We start from the raw sequence: 17,822 nt of genomic DNA, 5'->3' as shown, positions 1-17,822 counted from the left end.
GGAGCGCGGGATTCTATTTACGAGTAATTCTCAATCTGGCAATTCCACCCACCGGCGGACGCCTATTGGCCGGCGCGCTCGCCGGCGGCGGCCGATGCCAGGTCGGGCCGGGGCAGCCAGACCTCGAGCGTGCCCGGCGTCGGCACCAGCCGCGCCGGCAGGGCGCGCAGTTGCCAGGCGCCGCCCACCGGGCTGGGCAGGCGCTGCGCCATCAGCCGTGCGCAGGCCTGCGAGCCGGCGTCGTGCCAGAGGATGGTGGGCCGCGCATAGCCCGCCGGCGGTGCGCGGCCGGCGGCGCGGGCGCTGGCCAGCACGTCCTCCACCGGCGGCACGACGGCGCCCAGCCGCCGCCACGGCGGGCGCATCGACGCCGCCTGCGCCTGCTGCGCCGGGCCGTGGATCTGGATGTAGACGCGCCGGCCGCGGCAGGCGTCCGGCGGCACGGGCTCGGGCGCCGGCGGTGCGGCCGCGGTGGGAGGCGCGGGCGCCCAGGACGGGGAGGACGGCGGCGCCGGCACCGGCACCGGCACCGGCATCGCGGACGGCGCGGATGGCGCCGTCGTGACCGCGCCCCCGCCGTCCGGCGCAGCGACGACGGCCGCCTCGCGGAAGCGCACCTCGAAGGGCGCCCGCAGCCGCTTCCACAGCGCCCCGGCCAGCGTGCTGGCGCCGGAGGCGAAGCCGCTGCAGTTGGCCTGCGGCGGCGTGGCGCCGGAGTAGTCGCGTGCCCAGTAGCGCGGCGCGCAGGCCGCCGGCTGGGCCGACTGCAGGCAGTCGATGCCGCTGCCGGGATCGAGCAGGCGCGCGCAGGCCGGGTTGCTGCTCAGGCCCGAGGCAGGATCGGCCGTGGCGCCGCCGGCCCGCTCCAGCGCCTCGCGGCAGGCGGCGCGGGCGTCGTCCACGATGCGCACCGACAGGCGGAAGTTCGCCATGAAGTTCTCGCCGCCCTGGCGGCACAGCAGGTCGCCGGTGCGCAGCAGTTCGGCCGCCAGCGAAGCCGGCGCCTCGCCCGGCGGCGCGTCCACGCGCAGGCGCGACCAGCGCTCGGTGAGGTCCTTGAAGGCCAGGCTCTGCGCCTGCTGCTTCTGCGCCGTCTGCGTGCGCCAGGCCTCGATGCCCTGCCAGGCTGCCACGCCCAGCGTCAGGGCCGTGCCCAGCCCGAGCGAGGCGGTGACCGCGCCGGCGCGCAGCACCCGCGCCTGCAGCCGGGTGGCGGCCGCGGCCGCCACACCCGCCACCGAAGCCTCGCCGGCGGCAGAGGGCTTGGCGGCCGCTGCCTCGGCCGGCGGCGCGGCGGGCGCGGCCGCCTGGCCGTCGTCCGGCATGAAGAGGCCCTCCACGCCCTGCGCCAGCCGCGTCAGCGTCACGCCCTCGAGCCGCCGGCCGATCTCGGTGCCCAGGCGGAAGTAGCTTTCCCACTGCGCCTCGTCGAAGAACTGGTCGGTGGTGGGCTGCTGCGGAAAGAGCGGGTTGGCGGCCTTGAAGTTGACCAGGTCCACCGGCAGCGCCGCCGACATGTTGGGCTTGACCAGCACCAGCCGGCCGGTACGGCCGCTGGCGTAGGTGACTTCGGCCAGCGCCAGGCAGGCCTGGCTGTTCTGCGACGTCAGGTCGCCCAGCGAGCCGAAGACACCGTCGATGCCCACACCGGCGTTGGTGCACGGCTTGAGGAAGCAGATGTCGGCATGCAGGTCGATGCGCGCGCGGCGGATCAGGTTCTCGACGTCGCAGAAGCGGTACTCCGGATCGGCGCCGCAGTCGGCGATGACGATGAGCTGCGCCTCCTGCTGCAGCAGCGCGTAGGCGCCGGTGTTCTCGAAGTGCCCGCCGTCGCTCAGGTACCAGTCGGGCGAGCTGCTGCCGGGAAAGGCGCCGATGCACTCGAACAGCAGGAAGCGCGTCTTGCGCAGCGGCGCGAAGCGCCGGCGGCGGCCCGCGCCGAGCTGCGCCACGCCGGCGGCCACGCTGTTCCACCAGTAGCCCAGGCGCAGGCCCGCGAACATCGACAGCGCCGCCAGCCCGCGCCGCGTGAGCCGGCCCAGCCCCGGCGCGAAGGCCGCGCCGGAGATCGCGGCCCAGGCGCCCAGCGTCAGCGCGCCGTCGCCGCGCGCCTGCGTCCACGGCGCGCCGCCGGCCTGCATCCACGCCTGCGGGCCGACCACCAGCGGCAGGCTCTTGCGGTCGCGGTTGAACAGGCGCTGCTTCGGGTCGTGCGTCTGGTTGATGCACACGTTGACCAGGTGCACCGGCCCGCCGCGGCGATGCGGGGCGTAGGCCTGCATGGGCAGGTCGTCGTCGTCGTGGACCTGCCCCACCGGCACCTCCGGCGGGCCGAGCACCGGCGCGGGCGAGAGCGGGTCGCCGCCCAGCCGGCCGGCATTGGCGGCGCCCAGGTAGCCGCGCACGATGCGCGCCTTGTAGAACATGTGCAGCGACGACAGGTTGAGGAAGGCGAAGTTGCGCCCGGTGAGCAGCGCATAGGCCAGCGCGCCGCCGCCCACCAGCGCCAGCCACACCCAGCCGCGCCCGAAGTCCAGGCCCTGCGGCTGGAACACGGGCCGCAGCACCACCGCGTACACCACGCCCACCCACCAGGCGGCCAGGCAGAAGGCCACCGCCAGCCCGGCCAGGCTGGCCAGCCCCATCGCGAAGCGCCCGCCCAGGCCCGGCGCCTGACGCTGGCCACTCAGCAGCACCGGCAGCACCGCGCGCAGGCCGGCCGCCGCGGCCAGCAGCCAGCCGCCCCAGGAGGCGCGCGTCTCCTGCGTGTGGACGGCGAACCACCAGCCCGTCCAGTCCAGCAGGCCGAGCAGCACGATCGCGGCGCTCCAGGTCAGCAGCGTCGCCAGCGCGTCGGTCAGCCGGTTGCGCAGCGTGCCGGCGCCGCGCGGGTCGCGGTGCAGCACGAACACGGCCGCGCTCGCCACCACCCATGCGGCGGCGAAGGCCGCGAACAGCGGCACCAGCCAGGGTGGCGCGCCGAAGTGCGCCTGCAGCAGCGGCCGCAGCCACCAGGCGGCGGCGCCGGCCAGCGCCCACAGGCCGAGCTGCCAGGCCAGGAAGGCCCGCGACGGCCGCTCGCGCACCGACCAATACGCCTGCGCCAGCACGATCGACAGCACCCAGGGCACCACCAGCAGCAGCCACAGCGTCGGCAGCCGCGTGGCCAGCAGCGCCGGCGCGGGCACGGCGGCGGCCGTCTCGGCGCCGTCCAGGTCGACCGCCGCCGCCATGCCTTCCCAGGCCAACAGGTTGACCAGCGCCAGCGCCGCACCGGCCAGCAGCGCGGCGATGGCGATCTCGATGTGCGTGCCCAGCAGGTTGCGCAGGTACAGCGCGACGGCGAAGAAGGTGTCGCGCAGGCCGCCGGGGATGAGGTAGCGGCCGTTGGCCCGCAGCCACCAGCCCAGGCGCACCTGATCCATCTCGGCCAGGCCGCCCTCGATGGCGCGCATGTCGTCGGCCGAGCCGGCGCGGGTGCACAGCCGGCCCCAGGCGGCGCCCGCGTAGCCGCCGCCGGAGACGGTGGAGACGATGTCGAAGCGCAGCAGCTGACGCCGGCGCGCCAGGGCCTTGAGCAGCCCCAGGCAGAAGGTGGCGCTGCGGATGCCGCCGCCGGACAGCGCCAGCCCCCAGGGCCCGTGCCCGTCGTCGCGGCCGTGCAGCGCCTCGCGGCGCTGCCGGACCATGTGTGCGATCGTCTCGTCCATCAGCGGCAGCCAGAGCCGGCAATGGTCCACGGATCGCGCCGTGGCACCATTGCGCAAACGGTCTATGGCGGCGGGTCTGCCACCGCGTGGGGAGGTGCCCCCCGGGCTGGTTCAGGCGCAAGAAAAAGACCCCTCGGTCAACCGCTTCGCGTTTGTCCGATCCCCCGAGGGGATGCTTTTTTGTCTTGGGGCGGCCCGGCGACAAAAAGCGCGACGCAGCGAAACACGGCTGCAACGCGGCGGCAACCGCCTTCACGCATCATCGCGCCATGCCGACGCCCCCTGCCCTGCCCGCCGATCCGCCGCCGCCCGCTTCCACCGTACCCGCGACAGGCGGCGGCTGGCGCCGGCTGCGCGGCGGCTGGATGGTCGCCGCGGCCTGCGTCGCGGGCTGCGCCGCCGCGGCGCCGGAGGACGACATCCGCCGTCTGGTCGCCTCGCCGCAGTACTCGGCGGCCGACGGGCGCTTCCGCAACCTGCCCAACCCCGACGCGCGGGCCTCGCGCAACGCGGCGCTGATCTGGACGCGCTTCCTGTTCGGTACCAAGCAGGACACGGTGCCGGTGGACCCGATCCCGGTGCAGACCCTCGCACGCGCGCAGCTCGACGCGCTGCCGGCCGACGCCAACCACGTCGTGCGCCTGGGCCACTCGTCGCACCTGCTCAAGCTGCAGGGCCGCTATTGGCTGATCGATCCGGTGTTCGGCGAGCGCGTCTCGCCCTTCAGCTTCGCCGGGCCGCGGCGCTTCCACCCCTCGCCGCTGGCGCTGGAGGCGCTGCCGCCGATCGAAGGCCTGGTGCTCTCGCACGACCACTACGACCACCTGGACCGGCCCACCATCGAGCACCTGCGCGATTCGGTGCAGCGCTACTTCGTGCCGCTGGGCGTGGCGGCGCGGCTGGTGCAGATGGGCGTGGCGCGCGAGCGCATCACCGAGTTCGACTGGTGGCAGGCCGCCGAGCACGCGGGCGTGCGGCTGACCGCCGCGCCGGCCCAGCACTTCTCGGGCCGCAGCCTGACCGACCGCGACACGACGCTGTGGGCCTCGTGGGTGCTGGAAGCCGGCGGCCAGCGCATCTTCTTCAGCGGCGACTCGGGCTACTTCCCCGGCTTCAGGGAGATCGGCCAGAGCCTGGGCCCGATGGACCTGGCGCTGATGGAGAACGGCGCCTACAACGCCGACGACTGGCCCTCGGTCCACATGACGCCGGAGCAGTCGGTGCAGGCCTTCGAGGACGTGCGGGGCAAGGTGCTGTACGGCGTGCACAACAGCACCTTCGACCTGGCCTTCCACCCCTGGCGCGAGCCGATGGAGCGGCTGGCCGCGCTGGCCGGGCAGCGCGGGATCGAACTGGCCACGCCGGTGATCGGCGAGGTGCTGACCGTGGGGCAGCCGCGCGAGAACCGGCGCTGGTGGGAGGGGCTGCGCTGAGCGGCCCCGCCCGCACCGGGCTCAGTTCGTCAGCACTTCATCGCCGCGGCCTGCGCGGCGAAGGCATCGCTGCTGGCCTTGCAGGCCGCCGAGAGCTGCGCCTGGTCGGCACCGTAGGACGCCCAGGCGGCCTTGGCCTGCTCCACGCTCGTCTTCATGGCGTCGGCGGCGGCACCGCTCTGCTTGGCGACGCAGGCGCTCACCTTCTCCAGGTATGCCTGGCATTCCTGCGGCAGGACGTTGCCGCTGTCGCTGACCGTCGGCGCGGCAGGGGCCGCGGCAGCGGGAGCCGGGGCCGGGGCTGGTGCAGGTGCCGAGGCAGCAGGCGCCGGCGCGGGGGCCGGCGCAGGCGCTTCCTGCTTGCCACAGGCGGCAAGCACGGCGGTGATGGAAATCAGTGCAAGGGTCCTTTTCATCGGACAACTCCCTTCGAGATGGTGGATGGATGAGCGCATGTCGCCCACGTACCCGGGCCGGCCCGCGGTGCGGCGCCCGGCCGGGCCCGGCGAGTGTGCCTTCACGGGAGGGCGGCCTATGTCGCCGAATGTGTCGTAATGCCGTCCGGCGCGGAAAAGCGTGTCCCGCGCAGCCTCATCAGCAGGCCGTGGCCAGCCGCGCCCGCCCGCCGGCCTTGGCCTGGTACAGGGCCGCATCGGCACGCGCCAGCAGGGTGTCGACGCCGGTGACCGCCTCGCCGGCGGCCATGCCGATGCCGATGCTCACGGACAGCGAGGCCACCTCCTGCTCCCCGCCCGGCAGCGGGTAGGGCCGCGCCAGGGCGGCATGGATGCGCTCGGCCAGAGCCATCGCGGCCTCGCGCGAGGCGCCGGACAGCAGCACCACGAACTCGTCGCCGCCATGGCGCCCGAGCAACCCGCGCCCGCCCAGCACCTCCTGCACGCGGCGCACCACCTCGCACAGCACGGCGTCGCCCGCCTGGTGGCCGAAGCGGTCGTTGACCGGCTTGAAGTGGTCCATGTCCAGCATCAGCACCGCCAGGCTGGTGCCGTTGGCCCGGGCGCGCTGCAGCTCGGCCTGCGCCGCCTCGCGCAGCGCGCGGCGGTTGAGCGCGCCGGTCAGGGGATCGTGCGCCGCCAGCGACTCGAACTCCATGCGCGCCCGGTCGGTGCTCATCAGCACGGCGGTGATGGACATCATCAGCACCGTGACCGCGTAGGAGGTGATGTAGACCATCTGTACCCAGTTCGGCTCCAGCAGGCCGTTGCCGGCCACGCCCAGCCCCACGCTGACCAGGCGCAGCCCGGCCGCCGCCGCCTGCACCAGCAGCATCGCCGTCATCAGGCGCATGCCGAAGATGCGGGGAGGCTGGCGCAGGTAGAGGACGGCATGCCGGGCGTAGAGCACGCACACCATCAGCGTCACGCCCGCCAGCCGCGCCGGGTAGTCCGGCTGCACGTGGGTGAACCACAGGAGCCAGGCGCCGACCGCCAGGCTCACGCCGATCCAGCGGCGCATGTCGCTGTGCCCGAGCAGGAACTGCTGGCTGCCGGCGTAGTACAGCAGCGAGGCAATGAACAGCAGCATGTTCGCGCCGACCACGCTCAGCAGGTCCGGCAGCGCGCCGCGCCCGGCGAACAGCATCGCGCTGACGAAGCCCAGCAGCGGCGCCCAGGCCCACTCGTGCAGGCCCCGGATGCTGGCCGGGAAGCTGCGCCACATGAAGAAGGTGACGGCCGACATCACGAGCCCCAGCACGCCCGACACGGCGGTGATGGAGCGGACATCCAGCACGGACGGGAGATCAGCCGGCATGGGCCTGCATTCTGCCTGCCATGCCGCGTGCGTGAGGAAACGCCGGGCCGCCCCAAGTTTCCTCATCCCCCTCGGGGGCGGGCCGGACGCAGTCCGGCCCTGGGGGCACGCTCAGCGCCGGCCTTCGCGCCGCTCCCGGGCGCGGCGCTGCTGCCGCGTCTCGTTCGCCAGTTGCTGCGCGCGCTCCTTCTCGCGCCGCCGGGCGAGGCGCTTGCCGCGCAGGCGGCGGCCCAGCCAGAAGCTGAACACGCCGGCGACCGCGCCGATCAGCAGGCCGATGGCACTGATGTCCAGGCCGCCCATCTCATTCCACCCGCTGCGCCACGTCGGGCGTGAAGGTGAAGGAACCCGCCTTGCCCTTGCGCCCGCGCGTGCCGCGCGCGTTGTTGAGCGTGCGGATGTCGAGCTGCTCGTCGCGCCGCTTGCCGCGGAAGTCGCCCTCGATGCGCACGCTGCGCGTGTAGGCGGCGGCACCGGCCAGCTTCGCCTTCGGCGCCAGGTCCATCAGCGTCAGGCCGCGCCCGCCCTTGGGCAGCGTCTTCAGTTCGGCGATGTCGAAGGTGAGGATGTGGCGGTCGCTCGCCACGCAGCACACATGCGTGGCGGCCGGCACCGGCTCGGCGCCGCCCGCGCCGCCCACCAGCGAGGGCCGCGTAAGCTGCTCGCCCTCGCCCACGTCGATGAAGGCCTTGCCGCCCTTCTGGCGCGACACCATGTGCTCCACCGCGGCGATGAAGCCGTAGCCGCCGGTGTTCGACAGCAGCAGTTGCGCGGAGGGCGGCCCGGCGAAGAAGTGCGCCACCTGCGTGCCGGCCTCCAGTTCGATCATGGTGGTGACGGGCTGGCCATCGCCGCGCGCGCCCGGCAGGCTGGCCACGGGCACGGTGTAGACGCGCACCGACTTGTCCTTGGCGGTGCCGAAGACGAGGAGCGTATCCACCGTCCGGCATTCGAAAGCGCCGTACAGGCCGTCGCCGGCCTTGAAGCTGTATTCGGCCTTCTCCGGATTCCAGCCCTTCTGCGCCCGCACCCAACCCTTCTGCGAGACGATCACGGTGACGGGCTCGTCCACCACCCGCACCTCGGCCACGGCACGCTTGTCGGCCTGGATCAGCGTGCGGCGCGGGTCCTCGAAGGTCCTGGCGTCCTGCTCGATCTCCTTGACCAGCAGGCGCCGCAGCGCGGCCGGGCTGCCGAGGATCTCCTCCAGCTTCGTCTTCTCCTCGCGCAGCTTCGCCAGCTCCTGCTCGATCCTGATGGCCTCGAGCCGGGCGAGTTGGCGCAGGCGGATCTCCAGGATGTCCTCGGCCTGCCGGTCGCTGAGGCGGAAGCGCTCGATCAGCGCGGCCTTCGGGTCCTCGGACGCGCGGATGATGGCGATCACCTCGTCGATGTTCAGCAGCACCAGCTGCCGGCCTTCGAGGATGTGGATGCGGTCGTCGACCTTGTCCAGGCGGTGCTGCGAGCGACGCTGCACCGTCTGCTCGCGGAAGGCCACCCACTCCAGCAGGATCTGGCGTAGCGGCTTCTGCACCGGCTTGCCGTCGATGCCGACCATGGTGAGGTTGATCGGCGCCGAGGTCTCCAGCGAGGTCTGCGCCAGCAGCGTGGCGACGAACTCCTCCTGCGGGATGCGCGAGGTCTTGGGCTCGAAGACGATGCGCACCGGCGCGTCCTTGCTGGACTCGTCGCGCACGCCGTCCAGCAGCGCCAGCATCGAGGCCTTGAGCTGCTGCTGCTCGGTGGTCAGCGCCTTCTTGCCGGCCTTGACCTTGGGGTTGGTGATCTCCTCGATCTCCTCGAGCACCTTCTGCGCCGACACGCCCGGCGGCAGCTCGGTGACGACCATCTGCCACTGGCCGCGCGCCAGGTCCTCGATCTTCCAGCGCGCGCGCACCTTCAGCGAGCCGCGGCCCGTGCGGTAGGCCTCGGCGATGTCCTGCGGGCTGCTGATGATCTGCGCGCCGCCGGGGTAGTCGGGGCCGGGGATCAGGCCGAACAGCTCCTCGTCAGCGAGCTTGCCGTTGCTCTTGATCAGCGCCACGCAGGCGTCGGCCACCTCGCGCAGGTTGTGGCTGGGGATCTCGGTGGCCAGGCCCACGGCGATGCCGCTGGCGCCGTTGAGCAGCACGAAGGGCAGGCGCGCCGGCAACTGGCGCGGCTCCTCGGTGGAGCCGTCGTAGTTGGGGATGAAGTCGACCGTGCCCTCGTCGATCTCCGAGAGCAGCAGCTGCGTGATGCGCGCCAGCCGCGCCTCGGTGTAGCGCATGGCAGCCGCGCCGTCGCCGTCGCGGCTGCCGAAGTTGCCCTGGCCGTCGATCAGCGGGTAGCGCTGCGAGAAGTCCTGCGCCATGCGCACCAGCGCGTCGTAGGCGGCCTGGTCGCCGTGCGGGTGGAAGCGGCCCAGCACGTCGCCCACCACGCGGGCGCTCTTGACCGGCTTGGCGCCGACGGTGCCGTTGGCGCCGCCGTAGCCCAGGCCCATGCGCTCCATCGAATAGAGGATGCGCCGCTGCACCGGCTTCTGGCCGTCGCACACGTCGGGCAGCGCGCGGCCCTTGACCACGCTGAGCGCGTATTCGAGGTACGCGGTCTGCGCGTAGTCGGCCAGGGTGAGGGCGTTCGGATCCTCGGGTTCCTGCAGGTCCAGGGTGGGTTGGTGATCGTCGTCCATCGTCGCTTCGGTTCGGGAATTCAGGGGGCCGGCGCGCGGCGCGGCCGCGTGGTGTCCAGGCGCAGCGCCGCCGGGCGGTCGGCGGCGGGCGAAGCGTCGTCGCCGGTGCCGGCGCCCGCCAGCTCCATGCGCACGCGCCCGGGCACCTTGCCACCGCCGCGCGCCATGTTCATGGCGCCGGGCTTGAGGTAGGCGTAGAGCTGCAGCACGGTCTTCACGTAGTTCTGCGTCTCGCGGTAGTTCGGAATGCGGTTGCCGGCGCGCTGCACCGCGCCTTCGCCCGCGTTGTAGGCGGCCAGGGCCAGCTCGAGGCTGCCGTCGAACATGTGGATCAGGTCGCGCAGGTAGCGGCTGCCGGTGGCGATGTTCAGGCGCGGGTCGTGCAGCTTGGCCTCGGCCGTGCGCCGGCGGTCGCCCTGCAGGCCGTAGCGCGCGGCGGTGGCCGGCATCACCTGCATCAGGCCGATGGCGCCCTTGGGCGAGATGGCGCCGGCGTCGAAGCCCGACTCGGTGGCCACCAGCGCCTGCAGCAGCTCGTAGTCGATGGCGTGGCGCCGCGAGGCCTCCTGCAGCGCCGACTTGGCCACCTTGTAGCTGGGCGACTTCTCGAACAGCGCCAGCAGCGCCTGCGAGGCCGGCGGCGGGCTGCCGCCCGCGGCGGCGCCGGACGATCCGCGGCCCAGGCGGCCCTTGGGCAGCACGCGCAGGCCGTCGGCCGTGTCGAAGCTCTGGCCGTTTCTGAAGAACAACTGGTAGCGCTCGTCCACCTTCTCGGCCGCGAAGTGCGCCGTGCCGTTCTCGTCGACGTAGCCGTAGATGTCGGCATGTGCGCGCGGGCCTGCCGCGGCAAGCAGCAGCGCCAGGCTCAGCGACGACAGGACGGCAGGCAGTTTCATCGGCATCGCCTTCCCGTTCTCGGCAGCGCGGGAAGGCGTCGGTTGGTCGGGTGTCCGCGGTCGTGGACGTTCAGACGTCCACTTCCACATCGTCCGCGCGCAGCTCCATCAGCTCGCGCCGCGCGGCGGCCTCGCCCTTGCCCATCAGCTTGGTGATCTCGCCCTGGGTGCCGCCGAAGTCGAAGCGGCCCAGGCGCACCTGCAGCAGGCGGCGGGTGTCGGGATTGAGCGTGGTTTCCCACAGTTGTTCCGCGCTCATCTCGCCCAGGCCCTTGAAGCGGCTGATGCTCCACTTGCCTTCGGGCACGCCGTCCTTGCGCAGCTTGTCGAGGATGGCGGTGAGTTCGCCGTCGTCCAGCGCGTAGAGCTTGGCGGCCGGCTTCTTGCCGCGCGCCGGTGCATCGACGCGGAACAGGGGCGGGCGCGCCACGTACACGTGGCCGGCCTCGATGAGCTTGGGGAAGTGCCGGAAGAACAGCGTGAGCAGCAGCACCTGGATGTGCGAGCCGTCGACGTCGGCGTCCGACAGGATGCAGACCTTGCCGTAGCGCAGGCCGGAGAGGTCGGGCGTGTCGTCGGGCCCGTGCGGATCGACGCCGATGGCTACCGAGATGTCGTGGATCTCGGTGTTGGCGAACAGGCGGTCGCGCTCGACCTCCCAGGTGTTGAGCACCTTGCCGCGCAGCGGCAGGATGGCCTGGCACTCCTTGTCGCGGCCCATCTTGGCGCTGCCGCCGGCCGAGTCGCCCTCGACCAGAAACAGCTCGTTGTGGCCCGTGTCCTTGCTCTCGCAGTCGGTCAGCTTGCCGGGCAGCACGGCCACGCCGGAGCCCTTGCGCTTCTCCACCTTCTGGCCGGCGCGCTGGCGCGTCTGCGCCGCCTTGATGGCGAGTTCGGCCAGCTTGCGGCCGTAGTCGACGTGCTGGTTCAGCCAGAGTTCGAGCGCCGGGCGCACGAAGCTGGAGACCAGCCGCACCGCGTCGCGCGAGTTCAGGCGCTCCTTGATCTGGCCCTGGAACTGCGGGTCGAGCACCTTGGCGCTGAGCACGTAGCTGGCGCGGGCGAACACGTCCTCGGGCAGCAGCTTCACGCCCTTGGGCAGCAGCGAGTGCAACTCGATGAAGCTCTTGACGGCGTTGAACAGGCCGTCGCGCAGGCCGCTGTCGTGCGTGCCGCCGGCGCTGGTGGGGATGAGGTTGACGTAGCTCTCGCGCACCGGCTGGCCTTCCTCGGTGAAGGCGACGCACCACTCGGCGCCCTCGCCCTCGGCGAAGTTGTCGGCATTGCGGTCGGCGTGGCCGGCGCCCTCGAACAGTGGGATCACCGGGTCGGCGCTGAGCGTCTGCATCAGGTAGTCGCGCAGGCCGCCCTTGTAGAGCCACTGCTGCTGGTCGCCGCTCTTCTCGTTGACCAGCGTGACGGTGACGCCGGGCATCAGCACGGCCTTGCTGCGCAGCAGGTGCACCAGCTCGTGCATCGGCAGGGCGGCCGACTCGAAGTACTTCGCGTCGGGCCAGGCGCGCACGGTGGTGCCCTGCCTGCGGTCGCCTGCGGCCTGCGGACGCAGTTGCAGCGGCTCGGCCACGTCGCCGGCGGCGAACACCAGCCGGGCCACCTGGCCCTCACGGTGCGTGAGCACCTCCATCTTCTTCGACAGCGCGTTGGTCACCGACACGCCCACGCCGTGCAGGCCGCCGGAAAAGCTGTAGGCGCCGCCGGCGCCCTTGTCGAACTTGCCGCCGGCGTGCAGCCGGGTGTAGACCAGCTCGATGACGGGTGCGCCCTCTTCCGGGTGCAGGCCGAAGGGGATGCCGCGGCCGTCGTCCTCCACGCTCACCGAACCGTCGGCGTGCAGCGTGACCTTGATCTTCTTGCCGTGCCCGGCCAGCGCCTCGTCGGCGGCGTTGTCGAGCACTTCCTGGATGATGTGCAGCGGGTTGTCGGTGCGGGTGTACATGCCCGGCCGCTGCTTGACCGGCTCCAGTCCCTTGAGGACGCGGATCGACGCCTCCGAGTAGGCCGGTGCTGTCTTGGGGGGGGTTGCCATGGCGGCGGATTGTAGTCAGCCACCATGCAAAACGCTGGATGCACATCCAGTCATCCCGTGGACACGGCCGCATGGCCGATCCGGGCCGGCCGCCGTCCGATGCCGTGCCGGCACGGCATCGCCAAAGCGCCGACAATCGCGCGCTGCTCCGGCCGCCGCCCGGCCCTTTCCACGACAACCCGCCGTTCCATGCCTTCTCCCGCCCCCTTATCCATGCGCCAGGTGCTGATCTGCGGCGCGCTCGTCGTCACGCTGTCGATGGGCATCCGCCACGGCTTCGGCCTGTGGCTGCAGCCCATCACCCAGGCCCAGGGCTGGACGCGCGAGACCTTCTCCTTCGCCATCGCGATCCAGAATCTCTCGTGGGGCGTGTTCGGCGTGTTCGCGGGCATGCTGGCCGACCGGCTGGGCGCCTTCCGCGTGCTGCTGATCGGCGCCGCCTGCTACGCGCTGGGCCTGGCGGGCATGGCGCTGTCGCCCACACCGCTGCTGTTCGCGCTCACGGCCGGGGTGCTGATCGGCGCGGCGCAGGCCGGCACCACCTACGCGGTGGTCTACGGCGTGATCGGCCGGCAGCTGCCGGCCGACAAGCGCTCCTGGGCCATGGGCGTGACCGCCGCGGCCGGCTCCTTCGGCCAGTTCTTCATGGTGCCGGTGGAGGGCCAGCTCATCCTGCAGACGGGCTGGCAGAACGCCCTGTTGGCGCTGGCGGTGCTGGCCCTGGTCATCGTGCCGCTGGCCTTCGGCCTGCGCGAGCCGGCCCACACCACCGGCGCGGTGCGGCGCGAGCAGACCATCGCCCAGGCCGTGGCCGAGGCCTTCCGCTACCCCAGCTTCCGGCTGCTGATGGCGGGCTACTTCGTGTGCGGCTTCCAGGTCGTGTTCATCGGCGTGCACATGCCCAGCTACCTGAAGGACCACGGTCTGCCGCCGCAGGTGGCCAGCTACGCGCTGGCGCTGATCGGCCTGTTCAACGTGGTGGGCACCTACGCGGCCGGCTCGCTGGGGCAGCGGCTCGCCAAGCGCAAGATCCTGGCCTTCATCTACCTGGGCCGGGCGGTGGCGATCGCGCTGTTCCTGTGGGCGCCGCTCAGCCCGGTCTCGGTGTACGTCTTCGCCGCGGTGATCGGCTCGCTGTGGCTCTCGACGGTGCCGCCGACCAATGCCATCATCGCCCAGATCTTCGGCGTGGCGCACCTGTCGATGCTGGGCGGCTTCGTGTTCTTCAGCCACCAGGTGGGCTCCTTCCTGGGCGTGTGGCTGGGCGGCTATCTGTACGACCGCACCGGCAGCTACGACATCGTCTGGTACATCGCCATCGCGCTGGGCGTGTTCGCGGCGCTGGTGAACCTGCCGGTCAAGGAAGGCGCCATCCAGCGCGGCGCGCCGCAGCCGGCCTGACCTGCCTGCCACTGCATTGCCATGTCCGAAACGCCCGCTTCGCCCAACGCCCGCCCGCACCTGTGGCCGCGCGTGGGCGCGGCCGCGGCGGTGGCCGCGGTGCTGGGCGGCGTGTTCTTGCTCTACCGCCAGCCGGACTTCCTCGTCATGCTCGGCAACATGATCTGGGCCTGCTTCGGATGAGCGGGCCCACGCCGCCGCAGCCGCTGCCCGCCCCTTCCGACTGGCTGCTGCGCTGGGCGCACCTGATCGCCCCCGGCGGCCGGGTGCTGGACGTGGCCTGCGGCGCCGGCCGGCACCTGTACTGGCTGCACGCACAAGGCTTCCGGGTGGCCGGCGTCGACCGCGACCCTGCCGCCATCGCTGCCCTGGCCCCGCTGGCGGCGGCCGGCGCCGAGATCGTGCAGGCCGACATCGAGGACGGCCCCTGGCCCTTCGCCGGCCGCGGCTTCGAAGCGGTGCTGGTGACGAACTACCTCTGGCGCGCGCGCCTGGCCGAGATCGCCGCCGCCGTGGCGCCGGGCGGCGTGCTGCTGTACGAGACCTTCGCCCGCGGGCAGGAGAGCATCGGCCGGCCGGCGCGCCCCGAGTTCCTGCTGGCCCCCGGCGAGCTGCTGCGCCAGGCCGCGGCCGCCGGCCTGCGCGTGGTGGCGTACGAGGACGGCTTCCTCGACGCCGGCGCGCCCCGCTTCGTGCAGCGCATCGCCGCCGTGCGCGAGGCCGATGGGGCGCCGGACAGCCCCCCGCGATACCCTCTGAAGCCCCCTTCCGGGCCTCAGTAGAATCGCGGTTTACCTTTTTCCGACAAAGGCAGGACCTCCTTGGAGCAACTGACTGGCAGCATCGTCGCGCTCGTCACGCCGATGCATGAAGACGGCAGTGTCGACTACGACGCGCTGCGGCGCCTGATCGACTGGCACATCGCCGAGGGCACCGACTGCATCGGCGTGGTGGGCACCACGGGCGAATCGCCCACGGTCGACGTCGAAGAGCACTGCGAGATCATCCGCGTCTCGGTCGAGCAGGCGGCCGGCCGCGTGCCGGTGATGGCCGGCTGCGGCGCCAACTCCACGGCCGAGGCGATCGAGCTGGCCCGCTTCGCCAAGGGCGTGGGGGCCGACTCGCAGCTGCAGGTCGTGCCCTACTACAACAAGCCCACGCAGGAAGGGCAGTACCGCCACTTCGAGGCCATCGCCGAGGCCGTGGGCGACCTGCCGATGGTGCTGTACAACGTGCCCGGCCGCACCGTGGCGGACATGGCGCACGACACCGTGCTGCGCCTGGCCCGGGTGCCCGGCATCGTCGGCATCAAGGAAGCCACCGGCAACATCGAGCGCGCGCAGTGGCTCATCCGCGAGGTGCCGAAGGAATTCGCCGTCTATTCGGGCGACGACCCGACCGCGGTGGCGCTCATGCTGTGCGGCGGCCAAGGCAACATCAGCGTCACGGCCAACGTGGCGCCGCGCAAGATGCACGAGCTGTGCGTGGCCGCCATTGCCGGCGACGCGCGCACGGCGATGCGCCTGCAGTTCGAGCTGATGCCGCTGCACCGCAACCTGTTCGTCGAGCCCAACCCGATCCCCGTCAAGTGGGCGCTGGCGCGCATGGGCCGCATGGGCGGCGCGCTGCGGCTGCCGATGACCGAGCTGTCCGAGGCCCATCGGCCGACGGTCGAGGCGGCGCTCCAGGCCTGCGGGCTGCTCGAAGGCTGAGGACGAACTTTTCTTTCGCGCACGGCACCTTCGGGTGCCGGCGCACTCCAAGACGGCGGCTCCGCCCGCCCTCCCCCGACAAGCATTCATCCGCCGAAGGAAGACAACGAGTGAACACCCTCAAGCGATTCGCCCTGCTGGCGCTGGCCGCCAGCCTGGCCGCCTGCTCCGTGCTGGAGTCCGACAAGATCGACTACAAGAGCGCCGGCAAGGCGCCCTCGCTGGAGGTGCCGCCGGACCTGACCCAGCTCTCGCGCGAGAACCGCTACGCCATCCCGGGCGGCGCCGTCTCGGCCAACGCCTACGAGGCCGGCCGTGCCAATGCGCCGGGCATCCCCACCGCCGTCAGCAGCATCGGCGACGTGCGCATGGAGCGCGCCGGCAACGAGCGCTGGATCGTGGTGAGCAACCAGACGCCCGAGCAGCTGTGGGACAAGGTCCGCGACTTCTGGATGGAAAGCGGCTTCCTGCTGTCGATGGAGCAGCGCAACCTCGGCATCATGGAAACCGACTGGGCCGAGAACCGCGCCAAGCTGCCGCAGGACGTGCTGCGCGCCACGCTGGGCAAGCTCATCGACTCGGTCTACTCGACCGGCGAGCTGGACCGCTTCCGCACCCGCATGGAGCGCACGCCGAACGGCACCGAGATCTACATCAGCCACCGCGGCATGGTCGAGGTCTACACCACCCGCCAGCAGGATCAAACCACATGGCAGCCGCGCCCCGTCGATCCGGAGCTGGAGACCGAATTCCTGCGCCGCCTGATGGTCCAGCTCGGCGTCTCGCAGGAGCAGTCCAAGCAGCAGGCGGCGTCCGTCGGGGCAGCGCCCGCGGCCCGCTCGGCGACGGTCGCCACCGTCGACGGCCGGCCGGTGGTGCAGGTGCGCGACGGCTTCGACCGCGCATGGCGCCGCGTCGGCCTGGCGCTGGACCGCACCGGCTTCACCGTCGAGGACCGCGACCGCAGCGCCGGCATCTACTTCGTGCGCTACGTGACGCCCAACGCCGACCGCAAGGAGCCGGGCTTCTTCGGCAAGCTCTTCAGCCGCTCCAGCAGCAGCGCCGAGAAGCCGATGAAGTACCGCATCCTGGTCAAGAGCCAGGGCGAGACGAGCACGGTGTCGGTGCTCGACGAGGCCGGCGCGCCCGAGACCTCCAACAACGCGCAGCGCATCGTCCAGGTCATCGCGGACGACTTGAAATAGACCACCCCGTTTCTCGCTCACTTCGTGTGCTCGAATCCCCCTCAAGGGGCGCACCCGGTGGCCCGGCAGAGCCGGTTCCGCGGGTGCTTCCGCGAGGGCTTCGCTGCGCTCGCCGCATTGAGGCTCAGGCCATGATGAATCCTGCGTTGACCATGGCGATGCGGCTCACCGCCGTTTGCGGCTGAACAGGATGCTGCGCTTCCGCAGCCTGGGCAGCGGCAGCACCGGCAACGCCCTGCTGGTGGAGGCGCGCAGCGGCACGCGCACCTCGCGCCTGCTGATCGACTGCGGCTTCAACCTGCGCCAGCTCGAGGCGCGGCTGGCGCGCGAGTCGCTGGCGCCGTCCCAGCTGGACGCCGTCTTCATCACCCACGAGCACAGCGACCACATCGGCTGCGCGCACCTGCTCTCGCAGCGCCACGGCGTGGCGGTGTGGATGAGCGAGGGCACCTGGCTGGCCACAGGCGCGCCCGACTACGCAGGGCGCCTGCACTTCGCCCGGGACGGGCAGCCCATCGACGTCGGCGGCACGCTGGAGCTGATGCCCTTCACCGTGCCGCACGACGCGCGCGAGCCGCTGCAGCTGCGCTGCTCCGACGGCGCCCGCACGCTGGGCGTGCTGACCGACCTGGGCCACGCCAGCCCGTACGTGATGACGCGCCTGGCGGCCCTGAACGCCCTCGTGCTGGAGTGCAACCACGACCCGGACCTGCTGGCCCGCTCGAGCTACCCGCCCTTCCTCAAGCGGCGGGTGGGCGGCAACTTCGGCCACCTGTCGAACGGCGCCGCGGCCGCCATCGCGCAGGCGGTGCACCACGCCGGCCTGAAGCACCTGCTGGCCGCACACCTGAGCGAGCAGAACAACCGCCCGGAGATCGTGCGCCATGCGCTGGCCGAGGCGCTGGGCGCCCGCGAGGAAGAGATGCTCACCGCGGATGCCGCCGGTGGCAGCCCGTGGCTGGACGTCTGAT

Annotated in this window: 14 protein-coding genes; 7 read left to right on the top strand and 7 right to left on the bottom strand. The window is 72.2% G+C overall.

The features are described from left to right. Positions 1–62: 62 nt before the first annotated feature. Positions 63–3,710 carry a patatin-like phospholipase family protein gene (locus Q392_RS34045; RefSeq protein WP_211260238.1) on the bottom strand — a complete coding sequence of 1,216 codons (3,648 nt, stop codon included), beginning with the start codon at positions 3,708–3,710 and terminating at the stop codon, positions 63–65. Between the two features lie 365 nt (positions 3,711–4,075). On the opposite strand from Q392_RS34045, the gene Q392_RS12950 reads away from it, so the two are divergent. Beyond that, a complete protein-coding gene (locus tag Q392_RS12950) occupies positions 4,076–5,143 on the top strand; it encodes an MBL fold metallo-hydrolase (RefSeq protein ID WP_038207699.1) in 1,068 nt (355 codons plus the stop codon). 29 nt (positions 5,144–5,172) lie between these two features. Here the strand turns inward: Q392_RS12950 and Q392_RS12945 are convergent, their stop codons facing one another. From Q392_RS12945 to Q392_RS12920, 6 genes are all read right to left on the bottom strand, one after another. Beyond that, positions 5,173–5,559, bottom strand: coding sequence for a hypothetical protein (locus Q392_RS12945; RefSeq protein ID WP_038207696.1), 387 nt, complete (start codon positions 5,557–5,559; stop codon positions 5,173–5,175). Between the two features lie 178 nt (positions 5,560–5,737). Further along, complete coding sequence (locus Q392_RS12940; RefSeq protein ID WP_157007981.1) at positions 5,738–6,916, bottom strand: GGDEF domain-containing protein; 1,179 nt, start codon at positions 6,914–6,916, stop codon at positions 5,738–5,740. 111 nt (positions 6,917–7,027) lie between these two features. Further along, on the bottom strand, positions 7,028–7,219 hold the full coding sequence (locus Q392_RS12935; protein ID WP_038207694.1) for a hypothetical protein: 192 nt from the start codon (positions 7,217–7,219) through the stop codon (positions 7,028–7,030). 1 nt (position 7,220) lies between these two features. Next, positions 7,221–9,590 carry a DNA topoisomerase IV subunit A gene (gene parC / locus Q392_RS12930; protein WP_038207691.1) on the bottom strand — a complete coding sequence of 790 codons (2,370 nt, stop codon included), beginning with the start codon at positions 9,588–9,590 and terminating at the stop codon, positions 7,221–7,223. Between the two features lie 20 nt (positions 9,591–9,610). After that, positions 9,611–10,492 carry a lytic transglycosylase domain-containing protein gene (locus tag Q392_RS12925; protein ID WP_084217040.1) on the bottom strand — a complete coding sequence of 294 codons (882 nt, stop codon included), beginning with the start codon at positions 10,490–10,492 and terminating at the stop codon, positions 9,611–9,613. A 64-nt stretch (positions 10,493–10,556) separates the two neighbouring features. Beyond that, a complete protein-coding gene (locus Q392_RS12920; protein WP_038207689.1) occupies positions 10,557–12,533 on the bottom strand; it encodes a DNA topoisomerase IV subunit B in 1,977 nt (658 codons plus the stop codon). Positions 12,534–12,722: 189 nt separating this feature from the next. Here Q392_RS12920 and Q392_RS12915 point away from each other — a divergent pair, with 189 nt between their 5' ends. From Q392_RS12915 to Q392_RS12895, 6 genes are all read left to right on the top strand, one after another. Next, the gene (locus tag Q392_RS12915) at positions 12,723–13,934 is read left to right on the top strand and encodes an MFS transporter (protein WP_211260237.1); all 1,212 of its coding nucleotides are present in this window, start codon (positions 12,723–12,725) and stop codon (positions 13,932–13,934) included. A 21-nt stretch (positions 13,935–13,955) separates the two neighbouring features. Continuing rightward, positions 13,956–14,117, top strand: coding sequence for a hypothetical protein (locus Q392_RS32800; protein WP_157007978.1), 162 nt, complete (start codon positions 13,956–13,958; stop codon positions 14,115–14,117). Continuing rightward, positions 14,114–14,716: a class I SAM-dependent methyltransferase gene (locus Q392_RS12910; RefSeq protein WP_038207683.1), complete on the top strand. Its 603-nt coding sequence runs from the start codon at positions 14,114–14,116 to the stop codon at positions 14,714–14,716. Before Q392_RS32800 ends, Q392_RS12910 begins: the two co-directional genes overlap by 4 nt. Before the next feature lie 39 nt (positions 14,717–14,755). Then, positions 14,756–15,646, top strand: a complete 891-nt coding sequence (gene dapA / locus Q392_RS12905) for a 4-hydroxy-tetrahydrodipicolinate synthase (RefSeq protein WP_038207680.1) — start codon at positions 14,756–14,758, stop codon at positions 15,644–15,646. A 110-nt stretch (positions 15,647–15,756) separates the two neighbouring features. Then, a complete protein-coding gene (bamC, locus tag Q392_RS12900) occupies positions 15,757–16,851 on the top strand; it encodes an outer membrane protein assembly factor BamC (protein ID WP_038207677.1) in 1,095 nt (364 codons plus the stop codon). A 190-nt stretch (positions 16,852–17,041) separates the two neighbouring features. Then, entirely contained in the window at positions 17,042–17,821 is a 780-nt protein-coding gene (locus Q392_RS12895; RefSeq protein ID WP_038207674.1) for an MBL fold metallo-hydrolase, read from the top strand. Position 17,822: the final 1 nt, after the last annotated feature.

Source organism: Xenophilus azovorans DSM 13620 (assembly GCF_000745855.1).
Taxonomy (GTDB): domain Bacteria; phylum Pseudomonadota; class Gammaproteobacteria; order Burkholderiales; family Burkholderiaceae_C; genus Xenophilus; species Xenophilus azovorans.
The sequence above is the reverse complement of the archived record's forward strand: the minus strand, read 5'-3'. Positions and strand labels throughout refer to the sequence as shown.